We start from the raw sequence: 22,128 nt of genomic DNA on the forward strand, positions 1-22,128 counted from the left end.
CAAATATTACGGATATGTTACAAATCAACTGTCGTTATGTTAACATCCTCGGGGAGCGTTGTCAAGATTTTAGACCTTGTTTTTTAACAATATTGTAACATTTATGCAGAAGCCTCCCGGAAGAGCACGCCTTGCGCGCCAGACGCAGAATGGGCCGGGTGCCTGTGCACCCGACCCATTCTGTAAATCCTGTACGTGATACAGCGTTTTTTCTCTCACAGTCCGATTTTCCGGAAGGCATCCTCAAACGGCGCTGTGCACAGTCCCTTCTCTGTAATCATTCCCGTAATCAGGGAGTGGTCTGTGACATCAAACGCCGGATTATACACCTCCACATTCTCCGGCGCCATCCGCTCCTGATACCACATCTCCGTGACCTCATCCGGATCGCGCATTTCGATCGGAATCTGGCTGCCGGACGGTGTTTCCATATCAATCGTCGAGGACGGCGCGCAGACGTAGAACGGGATCCCGTAATGCTTTGCAATGATGGCAAGCCCGGATGTCCCGATCTTGTTCGCAAAATCACCGTTTCTCGCGACGCGGTCGCAGCCTACAAAGATGATGTCGATCAGCCCGGCTCTCATCAGGCTGGAGGCCATGTTGTCGCACTGGACGGTCGTGGTGATGCCTGCCGACGCAACCTCGAACGACGTGAGCCTGGCGCCCTGAAGCAGCGGTCTGGTCTCGTCACAGTAGACATGCATGTCTGTTCCCTTCCAGCCATGCTCCAGCGCAATATACATCGGAGCGGTCGCCGTTCCATACTTGGCAGTTGCCAGTGTTCCGGCATTGCAGTGCGTCTCGATCCCGATCGGACGCCCTTCTTTTTTCAGATCCTTCAGCAGGCCAAACCCGATCTCACCGATATTCCGGCTGATCTGGACATCCTCCGCCTGAATTCTGTCGGCCTCCCGGTAGAGGATCTCCTGAATCTCCGGAATGCTCTTCGTCCGATTGTCCAGCAGCGTCTTCTCCATCCGGTTCAACGCCCAGAATAGATTGACAGCAGTCGGCCTGGAGGAGGCAAGGTATTCCTTGTTGGCTTTGAATTCGCTGTAAAATGAGTCAAAATCCGCTGCCTGGCTTCTGGAGGACAGGACAGCCATGCCATATGCGGCGCTTACCCCGATCGCCGGTGCTCCGCGGACTCTGAGTTTCTTGATGGCTTCCCAGATCTCTTCCTTCGTGCGGAGATTGATTCTTTTCACCGTCCCCGGCAGAAGCGTCTGGTCAATGATATCCAGTGCCTGTCTGTCCGGCGTCAGCCTGACGGTCAGCACCTTGTCAAAAAATTCCTCTACACTCGCATTGTTCATGTTTTCTGATCTCCTGATCTCTTTCGTTCCTGTGCCGATTCTGTATCCCCAATCTTACACCTGCGGCATGCTCCGCTCGATCGAGGCGAACTTCGTGTACTCCGGCAGCCAGGCCAGCTCCACATCTCCCAGAGGACCGTTTCTCTGCTTGGCGATGATACAGTCCGCAATCCCCTTCCGCTCGGTATCCGGCTTGTAGTAATCTTCCCTGTAAAGGAACATGACAACATCGGCGTCCTGCTCGATTGCGCCGGACTCCCGGAGGTCGGAGAGCACCGGCCTGTGATCCGGTCTCTGTTCGACAGCACGGGAGAGCTGCGAAAGCGCGACGACCGGAACATTCAGCTCCCTGGCCAGTCCCTTGAGGGATCTCGAGATTTCTGAAATTTCCTGCTGCCTGGAATCGCTGCTGCGCTTCGATGAACCGCTCATCAGCTGCAGGTAATCAATGATAATGATATCAAGCCCCTGTTCAAGCTTGTATCTCCGGCACTTGCTCCGCATCTCCGGTACCGTGATGCCGGGCGTGTCATCAATGATCAGCCCGGACTTGCCGATCATATCCGCACCGGCAATCAGACTATCCCACTCGGTGCTTGCCAGATTTCCATTTCTCAGCTTCTGGGCATCAATATTGGCCTCCTGCGCAAACAGGCGGCGGACAAGCTGGCCCTTTGACATCTCCAGACTGAAGATCGCGACATTCTTATGCTGGTGGATCGCCATATAATCCCCGATGTTCAGGGCAAATGCTGTTTTCCCCATCGACGGTCTTGCGGCGATGAGGATCAGGTCAGACGGCTGGAAACCGGATGTCTTGAAATCCAGATCCGCGAAGCCTGTCGAAAGCCCCGTGACACTGGAATTCTGCCGTGCCGCCGCGGAGATCTTTGAAATCTCCTCCATCACCACATCCTGGATCGGCACATAGTCCTGGCTTTCCTTCGTCTGAAGGACCCGGAACATCTTCTCCTCTGTCTCCGCCATCAGCGCCTGGACACTCTCCCGGTTCAGATAACAGCTGTTCGTCAGAGACTCCATCGTCCGGATCATCGTCCGGAGCCTGGACTTGTCCGCTACGATCTTCGCATAATATTCGATATTCGTCGAAGTCGGAACCGCTGTGACAAGCTGCGCCAGATAACTGTCCGTCGCGATATTCTCCGGCGCGTCCATTTCCCTGAGCCTGTTCTGGATTGTCACGCTGTCGACCGGCTGGCCTTCATTATCCAGAGAGACGATGGCTGAAAACAGCAGAGCGAAGGACTTCTGATAGAAATCGTCCGGGCTCAGATACTTCTGTGCCACGGAGATGGCCTCAGGGTCCATCATCATGGATCCGATGACCGATGATTCCGCCGCCTGGTCATGAGGAAGTATTCTTTTGATCAGTTCCTCATCCGGCATCAGAGCGCTTCCACCTTGACTTTCAGTTCCGCTTTCACCTGCGGATGAAGCTTGACATCGACAGCCATCTCGCCTGTGTTCCTGATCGGCGCATCAATCACGATCTTCCTGCGGTCGATCTCAATTCCGAGCTGCTCCTTCATCGCGTCCGCAATCTGTCCGTTCGAAATCGAACCGAACAGCTTTCCGCCTTCCCCTGTCTTGACCTTGAGCAGCACTGCCTTCTGCTCGATCTCCTTCTTCAGCGCTTCCGCCTCCGCCAGGTTCTCTGCCGCAACCTTTTCGTCATTGGCTTTCTTCAGCTTCAGTGTATTGAGATTCGCGCTGGTTGCCTCCACACCCTGGTTTTTCCGGATCAGAACGTTCCTTGCATATGCGTCAGAGACCTCGACGATCTCCCCCTTTTTTCCAACCTTCTTCACATCTTCCAGCAAAATGACCTTCATAATTCTCCTCCATCTCTCTGTATCTCTGCACGGTCAGATCAGCTTCTCATCTGTCATCTGTTTCAGGATTTCCTTCAGTTTATCCCGTGCCTCTTCAATCTTCATCCCCTTCAGCTGGGCACCTGCCATGCTGATATGCCCCCCGCCGCCAAGCTTTTCCATGACGAGCTGGACATTCGCCTCATCAATCGAACGGGCGCTGATAAAGATCTCATTCTCATAGTCAGTCAGGACAAATGAAGCCCTGACGCCGACAATGTTCAGCAGTTCATTCGCCGCCTGCGCGCCGACAACATTCGGGCTCTTCAGCCCTTCCGGCGGAAGGATCGAGATGGCATAGGCGCCCATATAGATCTCCGCATTCCGGACCGCCTCGGCCCGCGCCTTATAGCTGTCCATGTCATCCCGAAGCAGTTTCCGGACTCTTGTGATATCCGCACCGCTTCTTCTCAGATAAGCAGCCGCCTCGAATGTCCGGGCTCCTGTCTTGGCTACAAAATTGTTGGTATCGATGAGAATGCCGGCGTACATACAGTCTGCCTCAAGGCTTCTGAGCCGGACATTCTCCTCGAAATACTGGAGAATCTCGGCGATCATCTCACAGGCGGAGGACGCCGACGGCTCAATATAACTCAGGGAAGCATTCTCGATCTTCTCGGTATTCTGTCTGTGGTGATCCAGTACAACCACCGTATCTGTCCGGTTTAAAAGCTCACCGCACTCCAGAAGCGACGGCCGGTTCGTATCCACGACAATGACGGCGGTCGATTCATCGGTCATCGCCAGCGCCTGGTCATGACTGATGAACAGCCCGTCCTTGTAATCCTTGCTCTCCTTCAGAAGCTCCAGCCACTGGCTGATCGAACCGGTCTCTGTGCCCATCACGATATGCGCCGGCTTTCCGAGCGCCCGCGCCGCCCGGCAGATTCCAACTGCAGCCCCGAGGCTGTCCATGTCCATAAAGCGATGCCCCATCGCGATCACCGAGTTCTTTGTGATCATGATCTCACGCATCGCCTGCGCCTTCACGCGCGCCTTGACACGTGTATGCTGTTCATTTCTCTGGGATTTACCGCCGAAGAAGGTCATCTGAGATGCATTGTTGACCACCGCCTGGTCACCGCCCCTGCCCAGCGCCATCTCGATCGCGGAGCGGGCCTTCTCATAGTTTTCAATGTAGGTTTTCCCGCCGATCCCTGCGCCGATGCTCAGCGTAATGCTGACTTCATTCCCGATGTTGATGGTCTTGACCGATTCCAGCACAGAAAAATGATCGGCCATCAGCGCGTCAAGGCTCTTCCGGTTGAAGACAACCATGTACTTGTCCTTCTCGAGCTTCTTCGGAAGGCAGTCGTACGATGTAAAGTACTTCATGATCTGCCGGTCCACCAGGACGCTGATCAGGGAGCTGTGCACCTCGTCAACCCCCTCCAGTGCTTCATCATAATTGTCCAGGTCCACCAGGGCCACTGCAAACCGCTGATCCCGGTTTTCCTGACGCAGCCGATTCAGGTCTGTCTCATCCAGGAAATAGATGATATAGAAATAACTGCTCTCGCCATCCCTTGCTTCCCTTGAGATCAGCTCCGTCCCGTCAATCAGATCATCGATCACGATCCGCTGCACGTGAGCGCGAAAGTCCATATTCTCATAGTGGACCTGTACATCCTTATCCCACTCCGCGGCAGGAAATGTATCCTGCTGAAGCTCCGGAAACAGGGTGGCGATATTCTTATCGTAGTCCTCAGGCTTCTTTGACAGCTCGCAGAGCCTGTCATTCATCCACAGAATCCGGCCGTCCGCCGACACAATCGTCACGGGAAGCTCAATCTGACGCAGGATTTCCTCCTGTTTCTGTCCGAAGCTCGTTGCAAAGTCAACCAGCCCCCTCAGGATTCTCGGCCGGTAATACAGATAAACTCCGAGGATCAGCACAAAGTAGCAGCAGGTAAAAAGCAGCGTCACGATGCCCGCGTTTGTACTGATCCTGAAATTGAGCGCCACCAGCACAACGAGGGAAAGGGACAGCACGACGCTCCAGCTCCAGTGCATCCCCAGATTCCCGCTGTATCTGATCCGTGGGTTATTTTTCATGCCAATATCCTACCATTCTTTCCGCAGATTCCGCCACCCGCGCTGCCGGGTGCCGCCTGCTCAATAACGGAATACCGCAACTCCGTACGCCGGCAGGTCATATGCGAACGAATACAGTTTGCCATCGCATTCGCTCTCGACAGCCTTGTACATCACCGGATGGCTCGTCCCGCGGCCGCCGAAGCGTGCCTCGTCCCCATCGAGCACCAGCCGGTACGTGCACTTTTTCACGCAGCCAACACGGTAATCCGGCCGCGCTACCGGCGTAAAGTTGATGACAAAGAGCAGGTTGCTCTTCCCGTCCTCGGAATGACGCAGAAAGCTGTAGATGCTGCGGTCTGCATCATCCGCATTGATCCATTCAAATCCACGCGGGTCACAGTCTGCATCATACATAGCCGGCGTATTTTTATAAAGATGCAACAATTCCGTCACAAAGTCAAGCATCTGCCTGTGCCTGGGCTGCTGAAGAAGAAACCAGTCCAGTTCCCTGTCTTCCGACCACTCGCGTTCCTGCGCGAAATCCTGCCCCATAAACAGCAGCTTCTTGCCCGGATGTCCGAACATGTATGTGTAGCCGCACTTCAGATTGGCAAATTTGTCATCATAAAGGCCCGGCATCTTGTTGATCATCGAACACTTCAGATGGACAACCTCATCATGTGAAAGCACCAGGCAGTACTTCTCGGAATACGCGTACGTCATCGCAAAAGTCAACTTGTTATGATTGAACTTGCGGAAATACGGATCCAGCTTCATATACTCGAGGAAGTCATGCATCCAGCCCATGTTCCACTTCATCGAGAAGCCCAGCCCGTCGTCCTCCGGTCTGCCCGTGACCTTCGGCCATGCCGTCGATTCCTCGGCAATCATCATGACCCCCGGGTGCTTGCCCCGGACAACGGAATTCAGGTGCTTGAAGAATTCAATCGCCTCAAGATTCTTATTGCCGCCATACTTGTTCGGTACCCACTGTCCGTCCTTGCGGCCATAGTCCAGATACAGAATGGAAGCCACCGCGTCGACCCGAAGGCCGTCCACATGGAACTCCTCGATCCAGTAGAGCGCATTGGCAATCAGGAAGTTCTTGACCTCAGACTTGCCGAAATCAAAGACCTTCGTTCCCCAGTCCGGGTGTTCTCCCTTGCGTGGGTCCGCATATTCATAGCACGGTGTCCCGTCAAACTCCGACAGCCCATGGGCGTCCTTCGGAAAATGAGCGGGCACCCAGTCCAGAATCACGCCAATGCCGTGGCTGTGCAGGTAATTCACCAAATAGGCGAAATCCTCCGGGGTCCCGTACCGGGATGTCGGCGCGTAGTAGCCCGTTACCTGATAGCCCCAGGAGCCGTCAAACGGATGTTCCGCGACCCCCATCAGCTCGATGTGCGTGTAGCCTGTCTTCAGGAGATAGTCGGTGATGGAATGCGCAAAATACCGGTAATTGTAGAATCCATCCTCATGCTCACCGTGCGGGTGGCGCATCCAGCTCCCGATATGGCACTCATAGATGGAAATCGGCGCCTTGTCCTGGACAAAGTCATTCTGCCTCCTCATCCATCTTCCGTCCGTCCATTTGATCGAGCCAAGATCCGCGATGATGGAAGCCGTCCCCGGGCGGTACTCTGCCTGATTCGCATAAGGATCAGCCTTATACAGCTTTCTGCCATCCTGTGTGTAGATCAGATACTTGTACATCTGCCCCGGCTGTGCCGACTCGACAAAGGTCTCCCAGATCCCGGAGGGCTCTCTCTTCTCCATCGGAATATTGCTTTCATTCCAGCCGTTGAACTCTCCGATCAGCGTGACAGCCGCCGCATGAGGCGCCCACACAGCAAAGTGAATGCCCTTCCTTCCCTTGTACGTTGAGGGATGCGCACCCAGTTTTTTATAGATGTCGTAGTGAACACCCTTGTCAAACAGATACTGATCCAGATCCCCGATAAACTCAGGACCCTTCTCCGGAACCTTCTCTGCCGTTTTCTTCTTCGGCTCTTTCGCCGCCGTCACCTTTTTCGGCTCTGGCGCTGCCGTCACCTTCTTCGGCTCTTTCGCCGCCGTCACCTTTTTCAGCTCTGGCGCTGCCGCCACCTTCTTCGGCTCTTTCGCCGCCGTCACCTTCTTCGGCTCTTTCGCCGCCGTTACCTTCTTCGGTTCTGCTGCCGCTGTCACCTTCTTCGGCTCTGCTGCCGCCGTCACCTTCTTCGGCTCTGCTGCCGCCGTCACCTTCTTCGGTTCTGCTGCCGCTGTCACCTTCTTCGGTTCTGCTGCCGCCGTCACCTTCTTCGGCTCCGTTTTCCCAGCCTGTTTCTTTTTCATCGCTTTGCTTCCTCCCTGATTGAGCAGATAAACTGCACAGCCGTCCGCCGGCAGCGTGACGTGAAGCTGTCCCTGTTCCTTCTTAACTTCATCCAGCGACAGCAGGTCAACCACGGTATCTCCTATATCCGGAATCCGGATCCACAGCTCGGCAGGCTGATTGTCGTTATTGACCGCAACCACAACCGCTTCCTGATCCCCGATTCTCGCAAACGCATACTGCCGGTTTGTCAGAAGCAGTTCTCTGTACCGGCCATTTCCAATCACCGGATACTCCTGACGGAGCCATCCTAGTTTCTCCAGGAATTCATTCAGCCCCGGAACGGGCGGGTTCTGACTGATCTTCTCCAGGTCGATCTGAGGCCGAAGCCCCCAGTCCCCGTCTTCCTTCCTTCCGCCGATGCCCCACTCTGACCCGTAATATATAGACGGATCGCCCGGCAGTGTATAAAGAAGCGTATACAGCGGGAAAAGCTGTTTTTTATCACTCAGCTTCTCCACGACCCTCGAAACATCGTGGTTGTCCGCAAAGGAGTACAGCACCCGGCCTCTGTATATCCCGCCATTCTCATCGAACTGTCTCCGGATGGTATGGGCAATCTCGAAGTAATTGTGCGACTCATGGCCGGACCAGAGTCCCTTGTTCAGCTCATAGTTTGTGACAGAATGCAGCATCTCCGGATTTGCCCAGCGCGCATAGTCGCCGTGGATGACCTCTCCCATCAGCCAGAAATCCGGCTTTTTCTCCAGAACCACATGGCGCATCTCCCGGAGAAAATCAAAATCAAGGCAGTCCGCGCAGTCCAGCCGGATGCCGTCAATATCAAACGTGTCGATCCAGAAACGAATCACATCAAACAGGTAGTTCTTCACCTCCGGATTTCTGAGGTTCAGATTGACCAGATCGCCCGATCCCCTCCACGTCTCATAGGAGAATCCGTCATGATAAGCGCTGTCCCAGCCAAAATTGATGCCCTTGTACCAGTCCTTGTATCTTGACTGCTCCCGGTTTTTCTGGATATCCAGAAATGCGAAAAATTCACGTCCCGTATGGTTGAAGACCCCGTCTACGACCACCCGGATGCCCGCCTCATGGCAGGAGCGGACGAACGCCTTGAAATCTTCCTGGTCTCCAAGACGTCTGTCCACCATCCGGTAATCGATTGTGTCGTACCCATGCCTGGATGACTCAAAGAGCGGCCCGATATAGATCGCCCCGACATGCAGATCCTTCAGATGCGGAATCCATCCATTCAGCTTCCTGAGACGGTGTACCACCTCTCCTCCATGATTCTCATGAGGCGCTCCCAGAAGTCCCAGTGGATAGATATGATAAAAAACTGTGTTATTGTACCATTCGCTCAATGGTGCCACCCGTCCTTTCCCGCACTTTCCGCAGCTTTTTTACAGCACCCAGGACTTTCAGCAACCCACTTAAAAGAGCTGCCGTCAGCCTGCTAATAATTATATGATTTGCACAAACATAAGTCAACGAAAGCCCCATTTCCGGGCAAACCTGCCTGTCCGGGGTTCTTCTGTATTCCTGCATTCTCTCATCCGTCTGCCAGTTGCGCGTGCTTTCAAATAGATGCAGCGGACGTATAAGGGTATATACGCATACAGGCACCGGAAAAGGGTTCTCCCGTTTTTCCGATGCCTGTATGTCTGCTGTCATTCAGCGTACTGTCCTGCAGACTGTATCAGCTGTCTCTGATGCTGCCGTCTCAGCGGTCTTCCCTGAAGTACGGAAGCCCCAGAGCGGCTGGCGGCTGGTTCTCCTTCTTGTTCAGCATACTCATGATGATGAGCACCGCAATCGTGACAAGATAAGGGAACATCTTGTAGATTTCCTTGATGGCCATGTTGGTTCCGGTCGGGATGTACAGATACAGGATGTACAGGCCGCCGAACAGGATGGAGGCAAAAATGCTCAGATCCGGTCTCCAGACTGTGAAGATGACCAGTGCGATGGCAAGCCAGCCTCTGTCACCAAAGGCGTTGTTCGACCATACACCGGACGCATAGTCCATGACGTAGTACAGGCCGCCGAGTCCTGCGATCATGGATCCGACGCAGGTCGCGATGTATTTGTACTTCGAGACATTGATCCCGGCCGCGTCCGCCGTGCCCGGGTTCTCCCCGACCGCCCGCAGCTGAAGACCGAGCCTGGTCTTTCTCAGAAACAGCGCAGCCAGGATTGCAATGATGATCGCCGTGTACGCCAGGAAGCCGTATGAGAACAGCAGCTTTCCGACCACCCCCGTCTTATCCGCAAACGGAAGCGTCTTCTGGAAGCACCCGGAGGTTGCCCGAAGAGATATGGACGGGACATCTGACCCGGTCAATTTGATCAGCGACCCGCCGAAGAAGTTACCGAATCCGACACCGAAGGTCGTCATTGCAAGACCGGTCACGTTCTGGTTTGCCCTCAGATTGACCGTCAGAAAACAATAGAGCAGTCCCATCAGGAACGACCCCAGGAGCGAACAGAGAATCGGGATCGCGATCCCGAGGAACGGATTGATGGACGCATTCACAGCCGTCAGGTGGTTCTCATAGAAGAAAGACCCGATGACACCCGAGATGGCACCGACGTACATGATGCCCGGAATACCAAGGTTCAGGTTTCCGGATTTCTCGGTGAGCGTCTCACCCGTACTGCCGAGCAGAAGCGGAATACTCTGTTTGACCGCACTTGGAATAAACGCTACAAAGTTAAACATTTATTTCGCCTCCTTCTTCCGGACAATTCTGTACTGGATGAAGAACTCGCATCCAATCAGGAAAAAGATGATGATGCTCGTCAGGATATCCGAGAATGACTCGTTGAGGTTAAAGTTCGTCGCTACCTCGCCGGCCCCCTTGGACATGAACGTAATCAGGAAACTCGTAAAAATCATGCCAAATGGATTGAACTTTGCCATCCACGCAACCAGGACAGCTGTAAATCCCCGTCCGTTTGCAAGGGTCGTCGTGATGGTATGATCCGATCCCGCGACAAGCATGAAACCGGTCAGTCCGCAGATGGCGCCGGACAGCAGCATCGTCCGGACAATGACTCTTCCGACCCGGATACCGACATATCTTGCCGTATTCTGGCTCTCTCCGACAACCGCCAGCTCATATCCATGCTTGCTGTACTTCATATAGCAGAAGATAAAGACAGTCACCGCCGCCGCGACAATGACGGTCAGCAGGTACTTGTACCGCCCGATCACCGGCAGCCATCCGGCATGGCTGGACTGATTGATGATGCCGACCTTTCCGGATCCCTTCGGTTTCTCCCACAGGATGATAAAGTATGCGCACAACTGAATCGCGACATAGTTCATCATCAGAGTGAACAATGTCTCGTTTGTGTTCCACTTGGCCTTGCAGACCGCCGGGATCAGTCCCCAGATGCCTCCTGCAATGACCGCCGAGACAAGGCTGAGCAGGATCACCAGCCCGTTCGGCAGGCGATTCCCAAGCGTAATCATACAGGCAGCCGTTGCGAGGCAGCCGATCATGACCTGTCCCTCGCCGCCGATGTTCCAGAACTTCATCCGAAACGCCGGCGCCATCGCCAGGGAGATCAGAAGAAGGACTGAAAGATCCTGCATCATAACCCAGAACCGTCTCTGCGAGGCAAAACTCCCGCCGAAGATGGTCACCATAACACCAATCGGGCTTTCCCTTGTCAGTGCCCAGGTGACAACCGCACATACAAGGATGGCACAAAGAAGCGCAAACGCTCTGAACGCCATCGCCTTGTACCAGGAGATCGCCGGCCTCTTTACAATATGAAGTCCCGTCCCGTTTTTCGTCTTTTTCTTCATGATGCGCCTCCCAGTGAAGTCATCAGCAGGCCGACTTCATTCTTGTTTGCCGTTCGCCCGTCCAGGATGCCGGACACCTTTCCTCCGCACAGGACGAGAATACGGTCCGCCAGTTCCAGAAGCACATCCAGGTCCTCACCGACATAGACAACCGCAACTCCCTTTTCCTTCTGTTTATTCATGAGATCGTAAATCACATACGACGAGTTGATGTCCAGTCCCCGCACCGCATATGCCGTCAGAAGGACGGTCGGATTGGATGCGATCTCGCGCCCGACAAGCACCTTCTGGACGTTGCCGCCCGAAAGTCTTCTGACCGGAGTGGAAAGGCCGGGTGTGTCGACGGAAAGCTCCTCGACGACCTCCTTCGCCAGATTCTGTGGAATCTTCCGGTCCGTAAACGGCCCCTTGCCCTTTCGGAAGGAGCGCAGCATCATGTTGTCTGTCAGATCCATGTTCCCGACCAGTCCCATACCGAGCCGGTCTTCCGGGACAAATGAAAGCGCGACGCCCATCTCGGCGATCGCCTCGGGATCTTCCCCTACAAGGCTGCTCTTTTTGCCATTGTCATCAATATAGGTAATCTCTCCGGAATCGATCTTCTGCAGACCTGCGATCGCCTCGAGAAGCTCCCTCTGGCCGCTCCCGGAAATCCCCGCAATTCCCAGAATTTCCCCCGAGCGAATATCGAAGGAGACGTCATCCAGCTTCCGGATGCCGTCCGCACTGCTGACCGTCAGGCCCTTCACAACGATCCTCGGCTTCGCATCCTTCGGCTCCGGACGCTCGATGTCCAGCTTCACGGCATGGCCGACCATCATGTCGGTCATCTCCTGTGTGTTGGTCTCTGAGGTCTTCAGGTTACCGATGAACTTTCCCTTATTCAGGATATCCACCCAGTCGGAGATCTCCAGCACCTCATTCAGCTTGTGCGTGATGATGATGATCGCCTTCCCGTCCTTCTTCATGTTCCGAAGGACATCGAAGAGACGCTCTGTCTCCTGGGGCGTCAGAACGGCTGTCGGCTCATCCAGGATGAGGATATCCGCCTTGCGATACAGCATCTTCACGATCTCAACCGTCTGTTTCTGAGAGACAGACATATCATAGATCTTCTGATTCGGATCCAACTCAAAGCCGTACCTGTCGCAGATCTCAGAAATCCGCCTTGAGGCCGCCTTCAGGTCGAACCTTCCCTCATTCAGCCCGAGGATGATGTTCTCAGTCGCCGTCATGACGTCCACGAGCTTGAAGTGCTGATGAACCATGCCGATTCCCAAATCCAGAGCGTCCTTCGGAGAGTGGATAAATTCCTCCCTGCCGTTGATGTAGATATGGCCGGAATCCGGGTAGTAGATACCGGAAAGCATGTTCATCAGCGTTGTCTTTCCGCTTCCGTTCTCCCCCAGAAGAGAGAGAATCTCCCCCTTGTAGATGTCGATCGACACGTGATCGTTCGCAACTACCTTTCCGAATGTCTTGGTAATGCCGCGCATGCTGACGGCGGGCTGTTTGTTATCCACTGTCTCACCTTCCCTTCACTGAAGAAGGCAGCACAGGTCTTGCTCCCGTACTGCCCTCCTCTTAATTGTCAGAGACGATCTCTCTGCCTGGTATTCAATGTGTCATCAGCCAAAGTTGGTATCCAGAAGCTTGATGCCATCAATGCCGGCTGCATTGTCCGCGTCAACCAGATCGAAGTACGGAGCACTTCTGTATTCAGACTCGTGGAAATATCCATCCGACACGACCTTGGTATCAGGCGTGTAATTGTCATCGGTATCTACATCCGCCAGATAGCTGTCGTCAAGTGCTGCGCCCTTGAACGTGAAGGCGGAGGTGTCAAATACATGAACGGTACCTGCCTCAAGCTCCTTGGTAACCTCGTCAAGCTTCTCCTGGGTTCCCTCTGCAGCGACATTCGTATTGAGATCTGTCAGCTTGACAGAGCCGCTTGAAAGTGTTCCTGTCCAGTCTGCCGGGATCTCCTTGCCCTCTGCAACAGACTGCATCATAAACTTCATGTACGGAGCCCAGTCAATTCTGGAAGAAATCAGATATGTGTTCGGGCATGCATCCTGCGTGGAACCATTGTAGGAGACATCCGGAACGCCTGCTTCCTCGCAGGCTGTAGGAGCACCCATGGAGTCTGCATGCTGGGAAATGAGCACGCAGCCGTCGTTGATCAGGTTCTTTGCGCCTTCCTTCTCAGCCGTCTCATCATACCAGGATCCGGTGAAGGTGACCTCCATCGTTGCGCTCGGGCACTGAGATCTTGCACCAAGGAAGAAGGATGTGAATCCGGAGATAACCTCTGCGTAAGTGAAAGCGCCGACATAGCCGATCTTCGCCTTGTCTTCGGTGATCTTGCCGTCCTTGATCATCTCATTGAGCTTCATGCCTGCTGCGACACCAGCCAGATAGCGGCCTTCATAGATGGCAGCGAAAGCGTTGTGGTAGTTGCTCAGGCCTTCGGTGTGTGCCTTCGTTCCGGTTGCATGGCAGAACTGGACATCCGGGTACTCCTGGGCTGCCTGGATCATGTAGTCCTCATGTCCGAAGCTGTCCGCAAAGACTGCCGCGCATCCCTGATCTGCAAGATCTGCCGCCGTCTCGTAGCACTCCTGGCCTTCCGGGACATTGGTCTTCAGGATAATCTGGTCATCTGAAAGACCGAGCTCCTTTGCTGCTTCCTTCGCTCCGTTGATGAAGTTCAGGTCGTAAGTTGAATTCTCATCGTGAAGGAAAATGAAGCCGAACTTCATGTCGGATGGAATCGTTACATCCGCCTCCGTCTCAGCTCCCGCAATAAAGGCGCCGCCGCTTGCCTGGCCCTCCGTCTGGGCTTCTGTCTCCCCCGCAAATGCCGGGCTGCAGGCCGTTGCAGCCATTGCCAAACTCAGAAACACAGCAATCTGTTTTTTCATCCTCACTACCTCCTGGCGTCAGCAAAAACGCAAAATTAATAAGGAACTAGCTAAAGTATAACAGCGGGTTTTGTCAGTGTCAATGAACGATATCACCATGAATTCAAAATATTTTTATATAAGCTGACAAAATGTTAGATTATCATCCCAATATCTTAATATTTTCTGTCCGAATGCACAAACCAGAATCATTCCGGATTGTCTGCCATCTTTCGCAATGATTCTGGTATTATATAGATGTTACCGAAGATCTTTTGCTCTCAGGATGACCCTGTTCTGTTCGTCGTAGCGCTTTTTCGCAGACTGGATCCTGCGGAAGAACTTCTGTGAATTCCGGATTGCACGGCTCGTCAGCTCAACAACATTGGTGATCGATACCTGTTCGCCCGACTTGGCTGCTGCATCCAGCCTTGCCCTGAGCGCTTCCCTTGCGTCTTCCGAGAGCGTGCAGTCCTGGCTCTCCGCGTAAAGCTGACCGAAGTTCACCAGATCCTGGCTGCTGAACACCGGAATGTAGATCTGCGCCGTGAACTTCATCGTAAAGCGCGGATGCCGCATCAGAAGGTCATGAATATACCGCTGTTCATCCTCCAGGATCATAATCATCCCGTCTGTCCGGAATTCCATCGCCGTCGTCAGCTGGTCGACAATGCTGTCTTCCAGATCTCCGGCCTCTTCGACAATCAGAACCCCTCCCGCAATCTTTGCGATCGTTGCCGCAATGTCCTTGCGGTTCAGATCAGCCGCATAAATCCGCGCCATCTTGACCGAATGCGTTCCCATGTCCTCCGCGACGGCCTTTGCGATGCCCGTCGCGATCGTCGTTTTTCCACAGCCATGGCCGCCCAGAATCAGGACATTGCCTGTGCGGGATGTCCGGTCTCCATTCCGGCTCTCTGCCTGCTCGATCGCTTTTGCGATCTGTTCCTCCAGATTTCCGATCCCGAGAAATCCCGAGAACAGCTCTCTCTGGTAAGGCTTCAGATAGGATCTGCCGGCTGCCACCTGCGGTTCTCTGACATCCGTCTGCGGAAGGACCTCGCGCATGGACTGCTCAGAAGTCAGCCCGACAGCCTCTTCCTTTGAGACAGCATGCGGCTGCTCTTCCCGCTTGTCCGACATCCCGAGCGGATGACTGTCCACAGACGGCTGCACCTCCGGTGCCTGCCTTGATGACTCCGCGCGGGCTGCGGCTGCCTGCTCAAAAGGCTGAATCCCATTTTCCGGCTGCCCCTGCGATACCGGTGTTTTTCCTGCGACCTCTTCCTTGACCTGCGCTTCAGCCTCCGATGCAATTTGCTCCGCAACTCTCTCCCCGGCTGTCTGTGCCTTCAGTTCTCTCTGACGGAACTGTTCGTGGAGCTTTGCGATTTCCGCTGTCGGAAGAACTCTCGTCTTCGCATCCAGGATATCCTCTACCGGCCTGGTCTTCCAGTCATCTGAGCCGAAAGATGCCGGCTGCGGTTTTTCTGTGACTGCTGATGCCTGCGCTGCTGCATCCGCCGGCTTCGGTTCTTCTGTGACTGCTGCCGCCTGCGCGGCCGCATCCGCCGGCTTCGGTTCTTCTGCGGCTGCTGACGGCTGCGCGGCCGTATCCGCCGGCTTCGGTTCTTCTGCGGCTGCTGACGGCTGCGCTGCCGCTTTCGCTGGCTGCTGCCCCGCTGTATCTGCGGACGGCTGTACTGCTTCCGCATCTTTTCCTGCCGCAGCACCGGGCCGGTTTTCAGACAGCGCACCATCTGCCTTCTGCGGCTGCATGGTGACGTGATCCATATCTTTTCCCTCCGAGACCGCTCTGCGGACGGCATCTCCCTTGTCCTCCATGGACAGAAGGATATCGTCGATCGTCAGCTTCGGTGCCTCTGCTTTCTTTTCATCCGCCTGATTGATCCCCAGGGACATTCCGAGCCCCCTGGATACAACAGCCTCCTCCTGATCCTCCTTCGACTCTTCGATCACACGGTCAAGCTGCTGCTCCTCCTCATCGACCACATCTCTGGGGCCGATGCCAGATATGATTTTCTTCATGCTCTCCGACAGATTCTGCTTCAGATTTTTCTCATCGTAATGTACGCCTTCATCGACCGGCCTCGACAGCTGGTCTGCTGCAGGCTGCACATCAGCACTTTCCGCAGAAAGTGTCTGCGGAGAGGCTGCCACCTCGGGCCGCATGGCGTTCTCTGCTTCCTGCTGCAGCACCTCCGCACGGTCCTCCTGTGCGGAAGCCGCTGTTTTCTGCGCCGCCGGCTGTTCACCTGGCTGAACGGATGGCTGCTCAGCTGACTGCCCGGCCGGCTGCATCTGCTGCGTTGTCCCTGCCGTTTTCTCTGCGGCGGGCTGACCGAGCGGCTGTTCTGCTTCCTTCCGGGCCGTCTCAGCCTCCGCCTGCTGCTTTGCCCGCGCTGCCCTCGAAATATCCTCCGCAAGTTCCGACTTGATCGCATCCTGCTGAATCGTTGCGCGCTCCGCCCTTGCCTGCTGCAGATAGGAAGCCTCGGACTCCTCGTCCTGGTCATCATCCTGGGCCACCTCATCAAAGCGGCTGTCGTAAATCTCCTGCTGCCTTGGGGTGAGCGGCGCGATCTTCTTCTTCAGCTCCAGCGCCTTGATGACATACTTGCCGCTCTGATACCAGAGCACCAGATCGTCGCAGGTGTTGATGCATTCCTGCGTTCTCCCGGCTTCCTTGTAGAGCTTCGCCAGCTCATAGGACCAGCGCTCGCTGTCCTTTTCCTGTGCCAGATATTCCTTCAGAATATTGATCTGCTCATCCAGTGACGAACCCCTGCCCCTGTAGATTTTGTACTTCAGGATGTACTTGTTATTGTCCCTCGGCGCCGCCTGAACAAACTCGGAATAATACTCGATCGCCTCATCAAACTGTCCCAGAGCGATGGTACATTCCACCAGCCTGTACAGAACTGTCCGGCCGAGCGGACTCCTGCGGTATGCCCTGAGCAGAAGATTCTTGCTCATGTCATAGCGGTTCACCGCCTCATAGACCTCACTGATCATCAGAAGTGTCTGGACATTCCGGACTCTCTTCCAATCGATCGAATCCGCCACCTGCGCCGCAGAATTGTAGTCCTCAACGGCAATCAGCCGGTTGATCTCACTCAGTTTCTCCTGGTACTCTTTTTTATCCACTTCTGTCACCTCACTGGCATCAGCCCAGCTCCATTTCAAGGCTTCCGCTCATCATCAGATCGTTTTCCGCCTCCCGGCTTCTTCTGACATGCTTTCCTCTCAGAACAGCCCCCTCCACCCATGTATGGGGAGAAAGGAGAATCAGTACAGGAAGGATCTCCAGTCTTCCGGCAATCATATCAAAAATCAGCACACAGGTGGAAAATGCTCCATAGCCGCTGAAATTTGAAGCCGGTCCAACTCCTCCAAGCCCCGGGCCGATGTTGTTCAGTGTCGCCGCCACCGCGGAAAAATTCGTCTCAAGTCCGAAGTTGTCGACCGAAACCAGCAGAACCGAAAGCCCGAAAACCATGAAGTATGCTGTAATAAAGACATTGATTCCTCTCAATACAGCGTGATCCAGCACTTTTCCGTCATAACGGATCTTGCGGACATCATTCGGATGAATGACACTGTCCAGCTCCTTCATGATCGCCTTAAACACCACCTGAACACGGGACACCTTGATGCCGCCTCCCGTGCTTCCGGCGCAGGCGCCGACAAACATCAGGAGAATCAGAATCCACTTGGAGAAGGCAGGCCAGATGTTAAAATCTGTGATTGCAAATCCGGTTGTTGTGATGATGGATCCGACCTGGAAGGCCGCATCCTTGATCGCCAGCCCGATGCTCGTATACGATCCCCGTATATTGACAGTAATCAGAGCAACAGCTGCACCGATGATTCCGTAGTAGGTCATCGCCTCCGATACCTTCGGCACCTCCCGGATCCTGCCCATCATGATCAGATAGAACACGCTGAAGTTCGTCCCGTACAGGATCATAAAAACCGTGATCACAACCTGCTGGAAGATCGTATATGTTGCACAGCCCGAATTCAGGACCGAGAACCCGCCTGTCCCGGCTGTCCCGAAGGTAATGCAGAGCGCGTCAAACAGCGGCATCCGCCCGAGCACCAGGATCAGAAGCTGCAGGACTGTCAGGAAGATGTACATCTTGTAAAGAAGGCCGGCCGTCTGGCTTGCCTTCGGCACCATCTTCTTGACGCTCGGTCCCGGGCTCTCCGCCTTCATCAGGTACATCGCACTTCCCCCGGATGCCAGTGGAATGATGGCCATGACAAAAACCAGAATGCCCATTCCCCCCACCCAGTGCGTGAAGGAACGCCAGAACAGCAGCCAGTGCGGAAGTGCCTCGACATCTGACAGGATGGAGGCTCCGGTTGTCGTAAAGCCGGATGCCGTCTCGAACACAGCGTCAAACATATCCGGAATATAGCCGGACAGCTTGAACGGAAGTGCCCCGAAGATGCTGTACAGAAACCAGATCAGCGCGCAGATGACAGCCCCCTCCCGCGCATAAATCCTGTGGTGACGCGGTCTTGAAACGGCTCTCAGGAAGAGCCCCGCCGCCGTCACAATCCCCATCGAGACAAACAGCCAGATCACGCTGGTCTCCCGGTAGATCGCCGCCACGATGATGGATGGTGCCATAAAACCGGCCTCAAAGATCAGCATCCACCCCAGAATCCGGAACATCATTGCATAATTCATGAGATATCACTTTTCAAAAATATCATCGATATCACTGACCCCCTTGAGGGATGTGATGACCACTGCCGTATCTCCCACCTCGATCCGGTCATCTCCTCTCGGAAGGATAACCTTCCCCTTTCTGGAGATACAGGCAACCAGCACCCCCTTCCGGAACTTCATATCCCTGAGCAGGATACTCTTGTGGGCAAATGAATCCTTGATCAGAAACTCCAGCGCCTCTGCCTGGTCATCCATCATCCGGTGAAGCGTCTCGATGTTGCTTCCGAAGGAATTCTGCATCGCCCGGACATAGGTCACAATGTGCTCCGCCGTTATGTTCTTCGGCGCAATCATCGTGTCCAAATCCAGCTGATCGAACACCTCCGCAAATGCACTTCTGTCGACCTTCGTGACAATTTTCCGAATGCCCATCGACCGCGCGAACAGCGAGAGGATGACATTCTCTTCATCAATTCCGGTCAGCGCGACAAAGCCCTCCGTCCGGGTGATTCCCTCCTCGACCAGAAGCTCCTTGTCAGAAGCGTCGCCGTGAATGATGATCGCCTTTGGAAGAAGATCCGCAAGCTGCTCGCAGCGCGCAAGCTCCTTCTCTATGATCTTGACCTGAATCCCGGAACGGATCAGAATCCGGGCCAGATAATACGCGATATCCCCTCCCCCGGCGATCATCACATTTCTGACCGCATGGGTATTGAGTCCGATTCTTCGGAAGAACTCGGTCTGCTCATCTCCGGGGGCTACAATCGAGATAACATCCCCCGATCTCAGCACCGTATTCCCCTGCGGGATAACCATCTCGTTGTCACGCTCCCGCGTGCATACGAGCACATGGCACTTGAGCCGTTCATGAAGCTCGTTCAGGTTCATTCCATCCAGCACAGAATCCTTCGGAATCCGGAAATGAAGCAGCTCTGCCTTTCCTTTTGCAAAGGTGTTGATCTCAATCGCGCTCGGGAACTTCAGAACCCGCGCCACCTCCTGTGCGGAGGCGAATTCCTGATTGATGACCAGCGCCAGGCCCAGCTCTTCTTTCAGGAACCCGGCCTCCTGGTTATACTCCGGGTTCTGAACCCTTGCGATGGTCTGGCAATGGCCTGCTTTTCGAGCAATCAGGCAGACAAGCAGATTCACCTCGTCCACGCCTGTCACCGCGATCACCAGATCGGCCTGTACAATCCCCGCTTCCTGCAGAACCTGGTAGCTTGCCCCATTGCCTGAAAAACCCATGACATCAAAACGATCGCAGATCTGATTCACGACAGAATCGCTCTTGTCCACGACTGTGACATCATGCCCTTCCCGGCACAGATCGGCACAGAGCTTCGCTCCGACCTTCCCGCACCCTACAACTATGATATTCATATCGTCCGCTGGAATCTGTTCAGATTCCGATTTTCCTGTTGCGCCTCAGTAGTTCGTCCGTCTTTCTGTATCCTGCCCTGAAGCCCGATGCAGGCTGTCTGCAGGTGCCGTCCCGGCCGCCTGTACAGAAGACAAAAATGCACAGTAACTATACCACGATTGTCGATGAGTGGCAATCTCAGGGAAACAGTGTGAACGGACGGTGCGTCCAGGTTGTATGTCCTGAATGCTGATGATAGACTAACGGCAGAAGGAGGATATGAACGATGCATTATCCAGATCAGCCGGATCAGAGAAGCGGGGCAGAAGGTCAGGGCCATACGAAACCGGAGACCCCCTCCGGCAAACGGCTTCTGACGATACAGGACATCTCCTGTATCGGGAAATGCTCCCTGACCATTGCGCTCCCGGTCATCTCGTCGCTGGGTATCGAGACGGCCGTTCTTCCGACCGCACTGCTCTCCACCCATACCCTGTTTGACGGCTTCACCTTTCTGGACCTGACGGACCAGATGGCTCCCATCACCGATCAATGGAAAAGACTGGGATTCACATTTGACACCATCTATTCCGGATATCTGGGATCTGTGAAACAGATGGAGATTGTCCAGGATATCATCCGGAAATTCCAGGGTTCTCAGAGTCCGCTCGTCATCATCGACCCTGTCATGGCGGATTACGGAAAGCTCTATACCGGTTTTGACGAAGCCTTTGCAAAACAGTACGCCGCCTTCTGCGGCTGTGCGGACATCATCCTGCCCAACCTGACAGAGGCACACTACCTGACAGGTCTTCCCTACCTCGAAAGATATGGGGAGAATTATATTCTCGACCTGCTGAAGGCGTTATGCGCGCTTGGCCCGGAGTGGGCTGTGCTGACCGGTGTCTCCCTCAGGGAAGGCCGGACGGGTGCCATGGCAAAAAACAGCAGAACCGGGGAGGTTGTCTCCTGTTTTACAGACCGTATTCCGGGGAATTATCATGGCACGGGAGATCTGTTCGCCTCCGTCGTCGCCGGCGCCCTGACCAGGGGCTTTCCGCTGAAGAAAGCCCTGCGGCTCGCGGTCGACTACGTCCGGGAAACAATCCGTGTAACACAGGCGTCCGGCAAACCGGACAGCTATGGAGTCGAATTCGAGGCAACGCTCCCGATGCTGATCCGGCAGGCAGAACAGCTCTCTTCTTCGCCGCTGTGAATACCAGGACACCAGAAAAGGAGCCGGTGACTCATCTCACCGGCTCCGGAACGATTGACTTGAACGATCTACACTTCTAGTAGCTATTCAGTTGTGAACTTTCTCACCTATGAATCGGAGGATTCTTCCCTGCTCTTCTATGACTCAAGATGCTGTGCTCTACAGCACCATCGCATAAAATAAATAATTGATATCGATCTTCGTTCCCTTTCTCGTCAGGAACGGATTCTGAAAATCATCTTCCCAACTTTCTACTGCAAGAATTCTTAACGATAGAATCTTTTTCCGGCAGCTTGCTTTCAATATAACAAGTGAAAGGCGCTTCTGTCGGTTCTCTACTTTTCTTCTCCGATTCTCGCTCTATACTGCGATTCCAGAAAACCGATCATCAGAAATCTTTTTCGCAGGGACCTGTCACTCTGCCTCTGTTATATTGAACTGAACTGTACGGTGTTCCACTGTCGATTTCCATCGGTCCAGCCCTCCTTTCTGCGATCAGATCCATCGGCTATTGCAACCGGTGTTCTTTGTGTAACTA

General features: G+C 54.3%; 13 protein-coding genes and 1 pseudogene. 1 reads left to right on the forward strand and 13 read right to left on the reverse strand.

Translation table 11 applies throughout. The annotated features are described in order from the left end of the window. Positions 1-215 precede the first annotated feature (215 nt). From mtnA to trkA, 13 genes and pseudogenes are all read right to left on the reverse strand, one after another. Positions 216-1,319, reverse strand: a complete 1,104-nt coding sequence (gene mtnA, locus ACTQ1N_RS03350) for an S-methyl-5-thioribose-1-phosphate isomerase (protein WP_441954624.1) — start codon at positions 1,317-1,319, stop codon at positions 216-218. 54 nt (positions 1,320-1,373) lie between these two features. Further along, a complete protein-coding gene (gene dnaB / locus ACTQ1N_RS03355) occupies positions 1,374-2,726 on the reverse strand; it encodes a replicative DNA helicase (protein ID WP_441954626.1) in 1,353 nt (450 codons plus the stop codon). Then, positions 2,726-3,172, reverse strand: coding sequence for a 50S ribosomal protein L9 (rplI, locus tag ACTQ1N_RS03360; RefSeq protein ID WP_441954628.1), 447 nt, complete (start codon positions 3,170-3,172; stop codon positions 2,726-2,728). The genes dnaB and rplI overlap by 1 nt, the downstream gene beginning before the upstream one ends. A gap of 33 nt (positions 3,173-3,205) precedes the next feature. After that, positions 3,206-5,266 carry a DHH family phosphoesterase gene (locus ACTQ1N_RS03365; protein ID WP_441954630.1) on the reverse strand — a complete coding sequence of 687 codons (2,061 nt, stop codon included), beginning with the start codon at positions 5,264-5,266 and terminating at the stop codon, positions 3,206-3,208. A gap of 60 nt (positions 5,267-5,326) precedes the next feature. Further along, positions 5,327-7,303: a 1,4-alpha-glucan branching protein GlgB gene (gene glgB / locus ACTQ1N_RS03370; protein WP_441954801.1), complete on the reverse strand. Its 1,977-nt coding sequence runs from the start codon at positions 7,301-7,303 to the stop codon at positions 5,327-5,329. A 318-nt stretch (positions 7,304-7,621) separates the two neighbouring features. Continuing rightward, positions 7,622-8,959 (reverse strand): annotated as a pseudogene (locus tag ACTQ1N_RS03375) (alpha-amylase family glycosyl hydrolase); the annotation flags it as partial. Between the two features lie 350 nt (positions 8,960-9,309). Further along, on the reverse strand, positions 9,310-10,308 hold the full coding sequence (locus tag ACTQ1N_RS03380; protein WP_441954632.1) for an ABC transporter permease: 999 nt from the start codon (positions 10,306-10,308) through the stop codon (positions 9,310-9,312). Beyond that, positions 10,309-11,403: an ABC transporter permease gene (locus ACTQ1N_RS03385; protein WP_441954634.1), complete on the reverse strand. Its 1,095-nt coding sequence runs from the start codon at positions 11,401-11,403 to the stop codon at positions 10,309-10,311. Then, positions 11,400-12,899: an ABC transporter ATP-binding protein gene (locus ACTQ1N_RS03390; protein ID WP_441954803.1), complete on the reverse strand. Its 1,500-nt coding sequence runs from the start codon at positions 12,897-12,899 to the stop codon at positions 11,400-11,402. The genes ACTQ1N_RS03385 and ACTQ1N_RS03390 overlap by 4 nt, the downstream gene beginning before the upstream one ends. 132 nt (positions 12,900-13,031) lie before the next feature. Next, positions 13,032-14,336: a BMP family ABC transporter substrate-binding protein gene (locus tag ACTQ1N_RS03395; RefSeq protein WP_441954636.1), complete on the reverse strand. Its 1,305-nt coding sequence runs from the start codon at positions 14,334-14,336 to the stop codon at positions 13,032-13,034. 234 nt (positions 14,337-14,570) lie between these two features. Next, positions 14,571-17,477 carry a hypothetical protein gene (locus tag ACTQ1N_RS03400; protein WP_441954638.1) on the reverse strand — a complete coding sequence of 969 codons (2,907 nt, stop codon included), beginning with the start codon at positions 17,475-17,477 and terminating at the stop codon, positions 14,571-14,573. A gap of 19 nt (positions 17,478-17,496) precedes the next feature. Continuing rightward, a complete protein-coding gene (locus ACTQ1N_RS03405) occupies positions 17,497-19,029 on the reverse strand; it encodes a TrkH family potassium uptake protein (protein WP_441954640.1) in 1,533 nt (510 codons plus the stop codon). Positions 19,030-19,035: 6 nt separating this feature from the next. Continuing rightward, positions 19,036-20,394 (reverse strand): Trk system potassium transporter TrkA, encoded by a 1,359-nt coding sequence (gene trkA / locus ACTQ1N_RS03410; protein WP_441954642.1) that lies wholly within the window; start codon positions 20,392-20,394, stop codon positions 19,036-19,038. A 266-nt stretch (positions 20,395-20,660) separates the two neighbouring features. On the opposite strand from trkA, the gene ACTQ1N_RS03415 reads away from it, so the two are divergent. After that, entirely contained in the window at positions 20,661-21,590 is a 930-nt protein-coding gene (locus tag ACTQ1N_RS03415) for a pyridoxamine kinase (protein WP_441954644.1), read from the forward strand. Positions 21,591-22,128 lie beyond the last annotated feature (538 nt).

This window comes from Porcincola sp. LCP21S3_C12, from assembly GCF_052118625.1.
Lineage (GTDB): Bacteria > Bacillota > Clostridia > Lachnospirales > Lachnospiraceae > Porcincola.

Coding starts and splice junctions, on each gene's coding strand:
- mtnA (WP_441954624.1), bottom strand. CDS start 1,319: ATGAACAATGCGAGTGTAGAGGAATTTTTTGACAAGGTGCTGACCGTC.
- dnaB (WP_441954626.1), bottom strand. CDS start 2,726: ATGCCGGATGAGGAACTGATCAAAAGAATACTTCCTCATGACCAGGCG.
- rplI (WP_441954628.1), bottom strand. CDS start 3,172: ATGAAGGTCATTTTGCTGGAAGATGTGAAGAAGGTTGGAAAAAAGGGG.
- ACTQ1N_RS03365 (WP_441954630.1), bottom strand. CDS start 5,266: ATGAAAAATAACCCACGGATCAGATACAGCGGGAATCTGGGGATGCAC.
- ACTQ1N_RS03380 (WP_441954632.1), bottom strand. CDS start 10,308: ATGTTTAACTTTGTAGCGTTTATTCCAAGTGCGGTCAAACAGAGTATT.
- ACTQ1N_RS03385 (WP_441954634.1), bottom strand. CDS start 11,403: ATGAAGAAAAAGACGAAAAACGGGACGGGACTTCATATTGTAAAGAGG.
- ACTQ1N_RS03390 (WP_441954803.1), bottom strand. CDS start 12,899: ATGCGCGGCATTACCAAGACATTCGGAAAGGTAGTTGCGAACGATCAC.
- ACTQ1N_RS03405 (WP_441954640.1), bottom strand. CDS start 19,029: ATGAATTATGCAATGATGTTCCGGATTCTGGGGTGGATGCTGATCTTT.
- trkA (WP_441954642.1), bottom strand. CDS start 20,394: ATGAATATCATAGTTGTAGGGTGCGGGAAGGTCGGAGCGAAGCTCTGT.
- ACTQ1N_RS03415 (WP_441954644.1), top strand. CDS start 20,661: ATGCATTATCCAGATCAGCCGGATCAGAGAAGCGGGGCAGAAGGTCAG.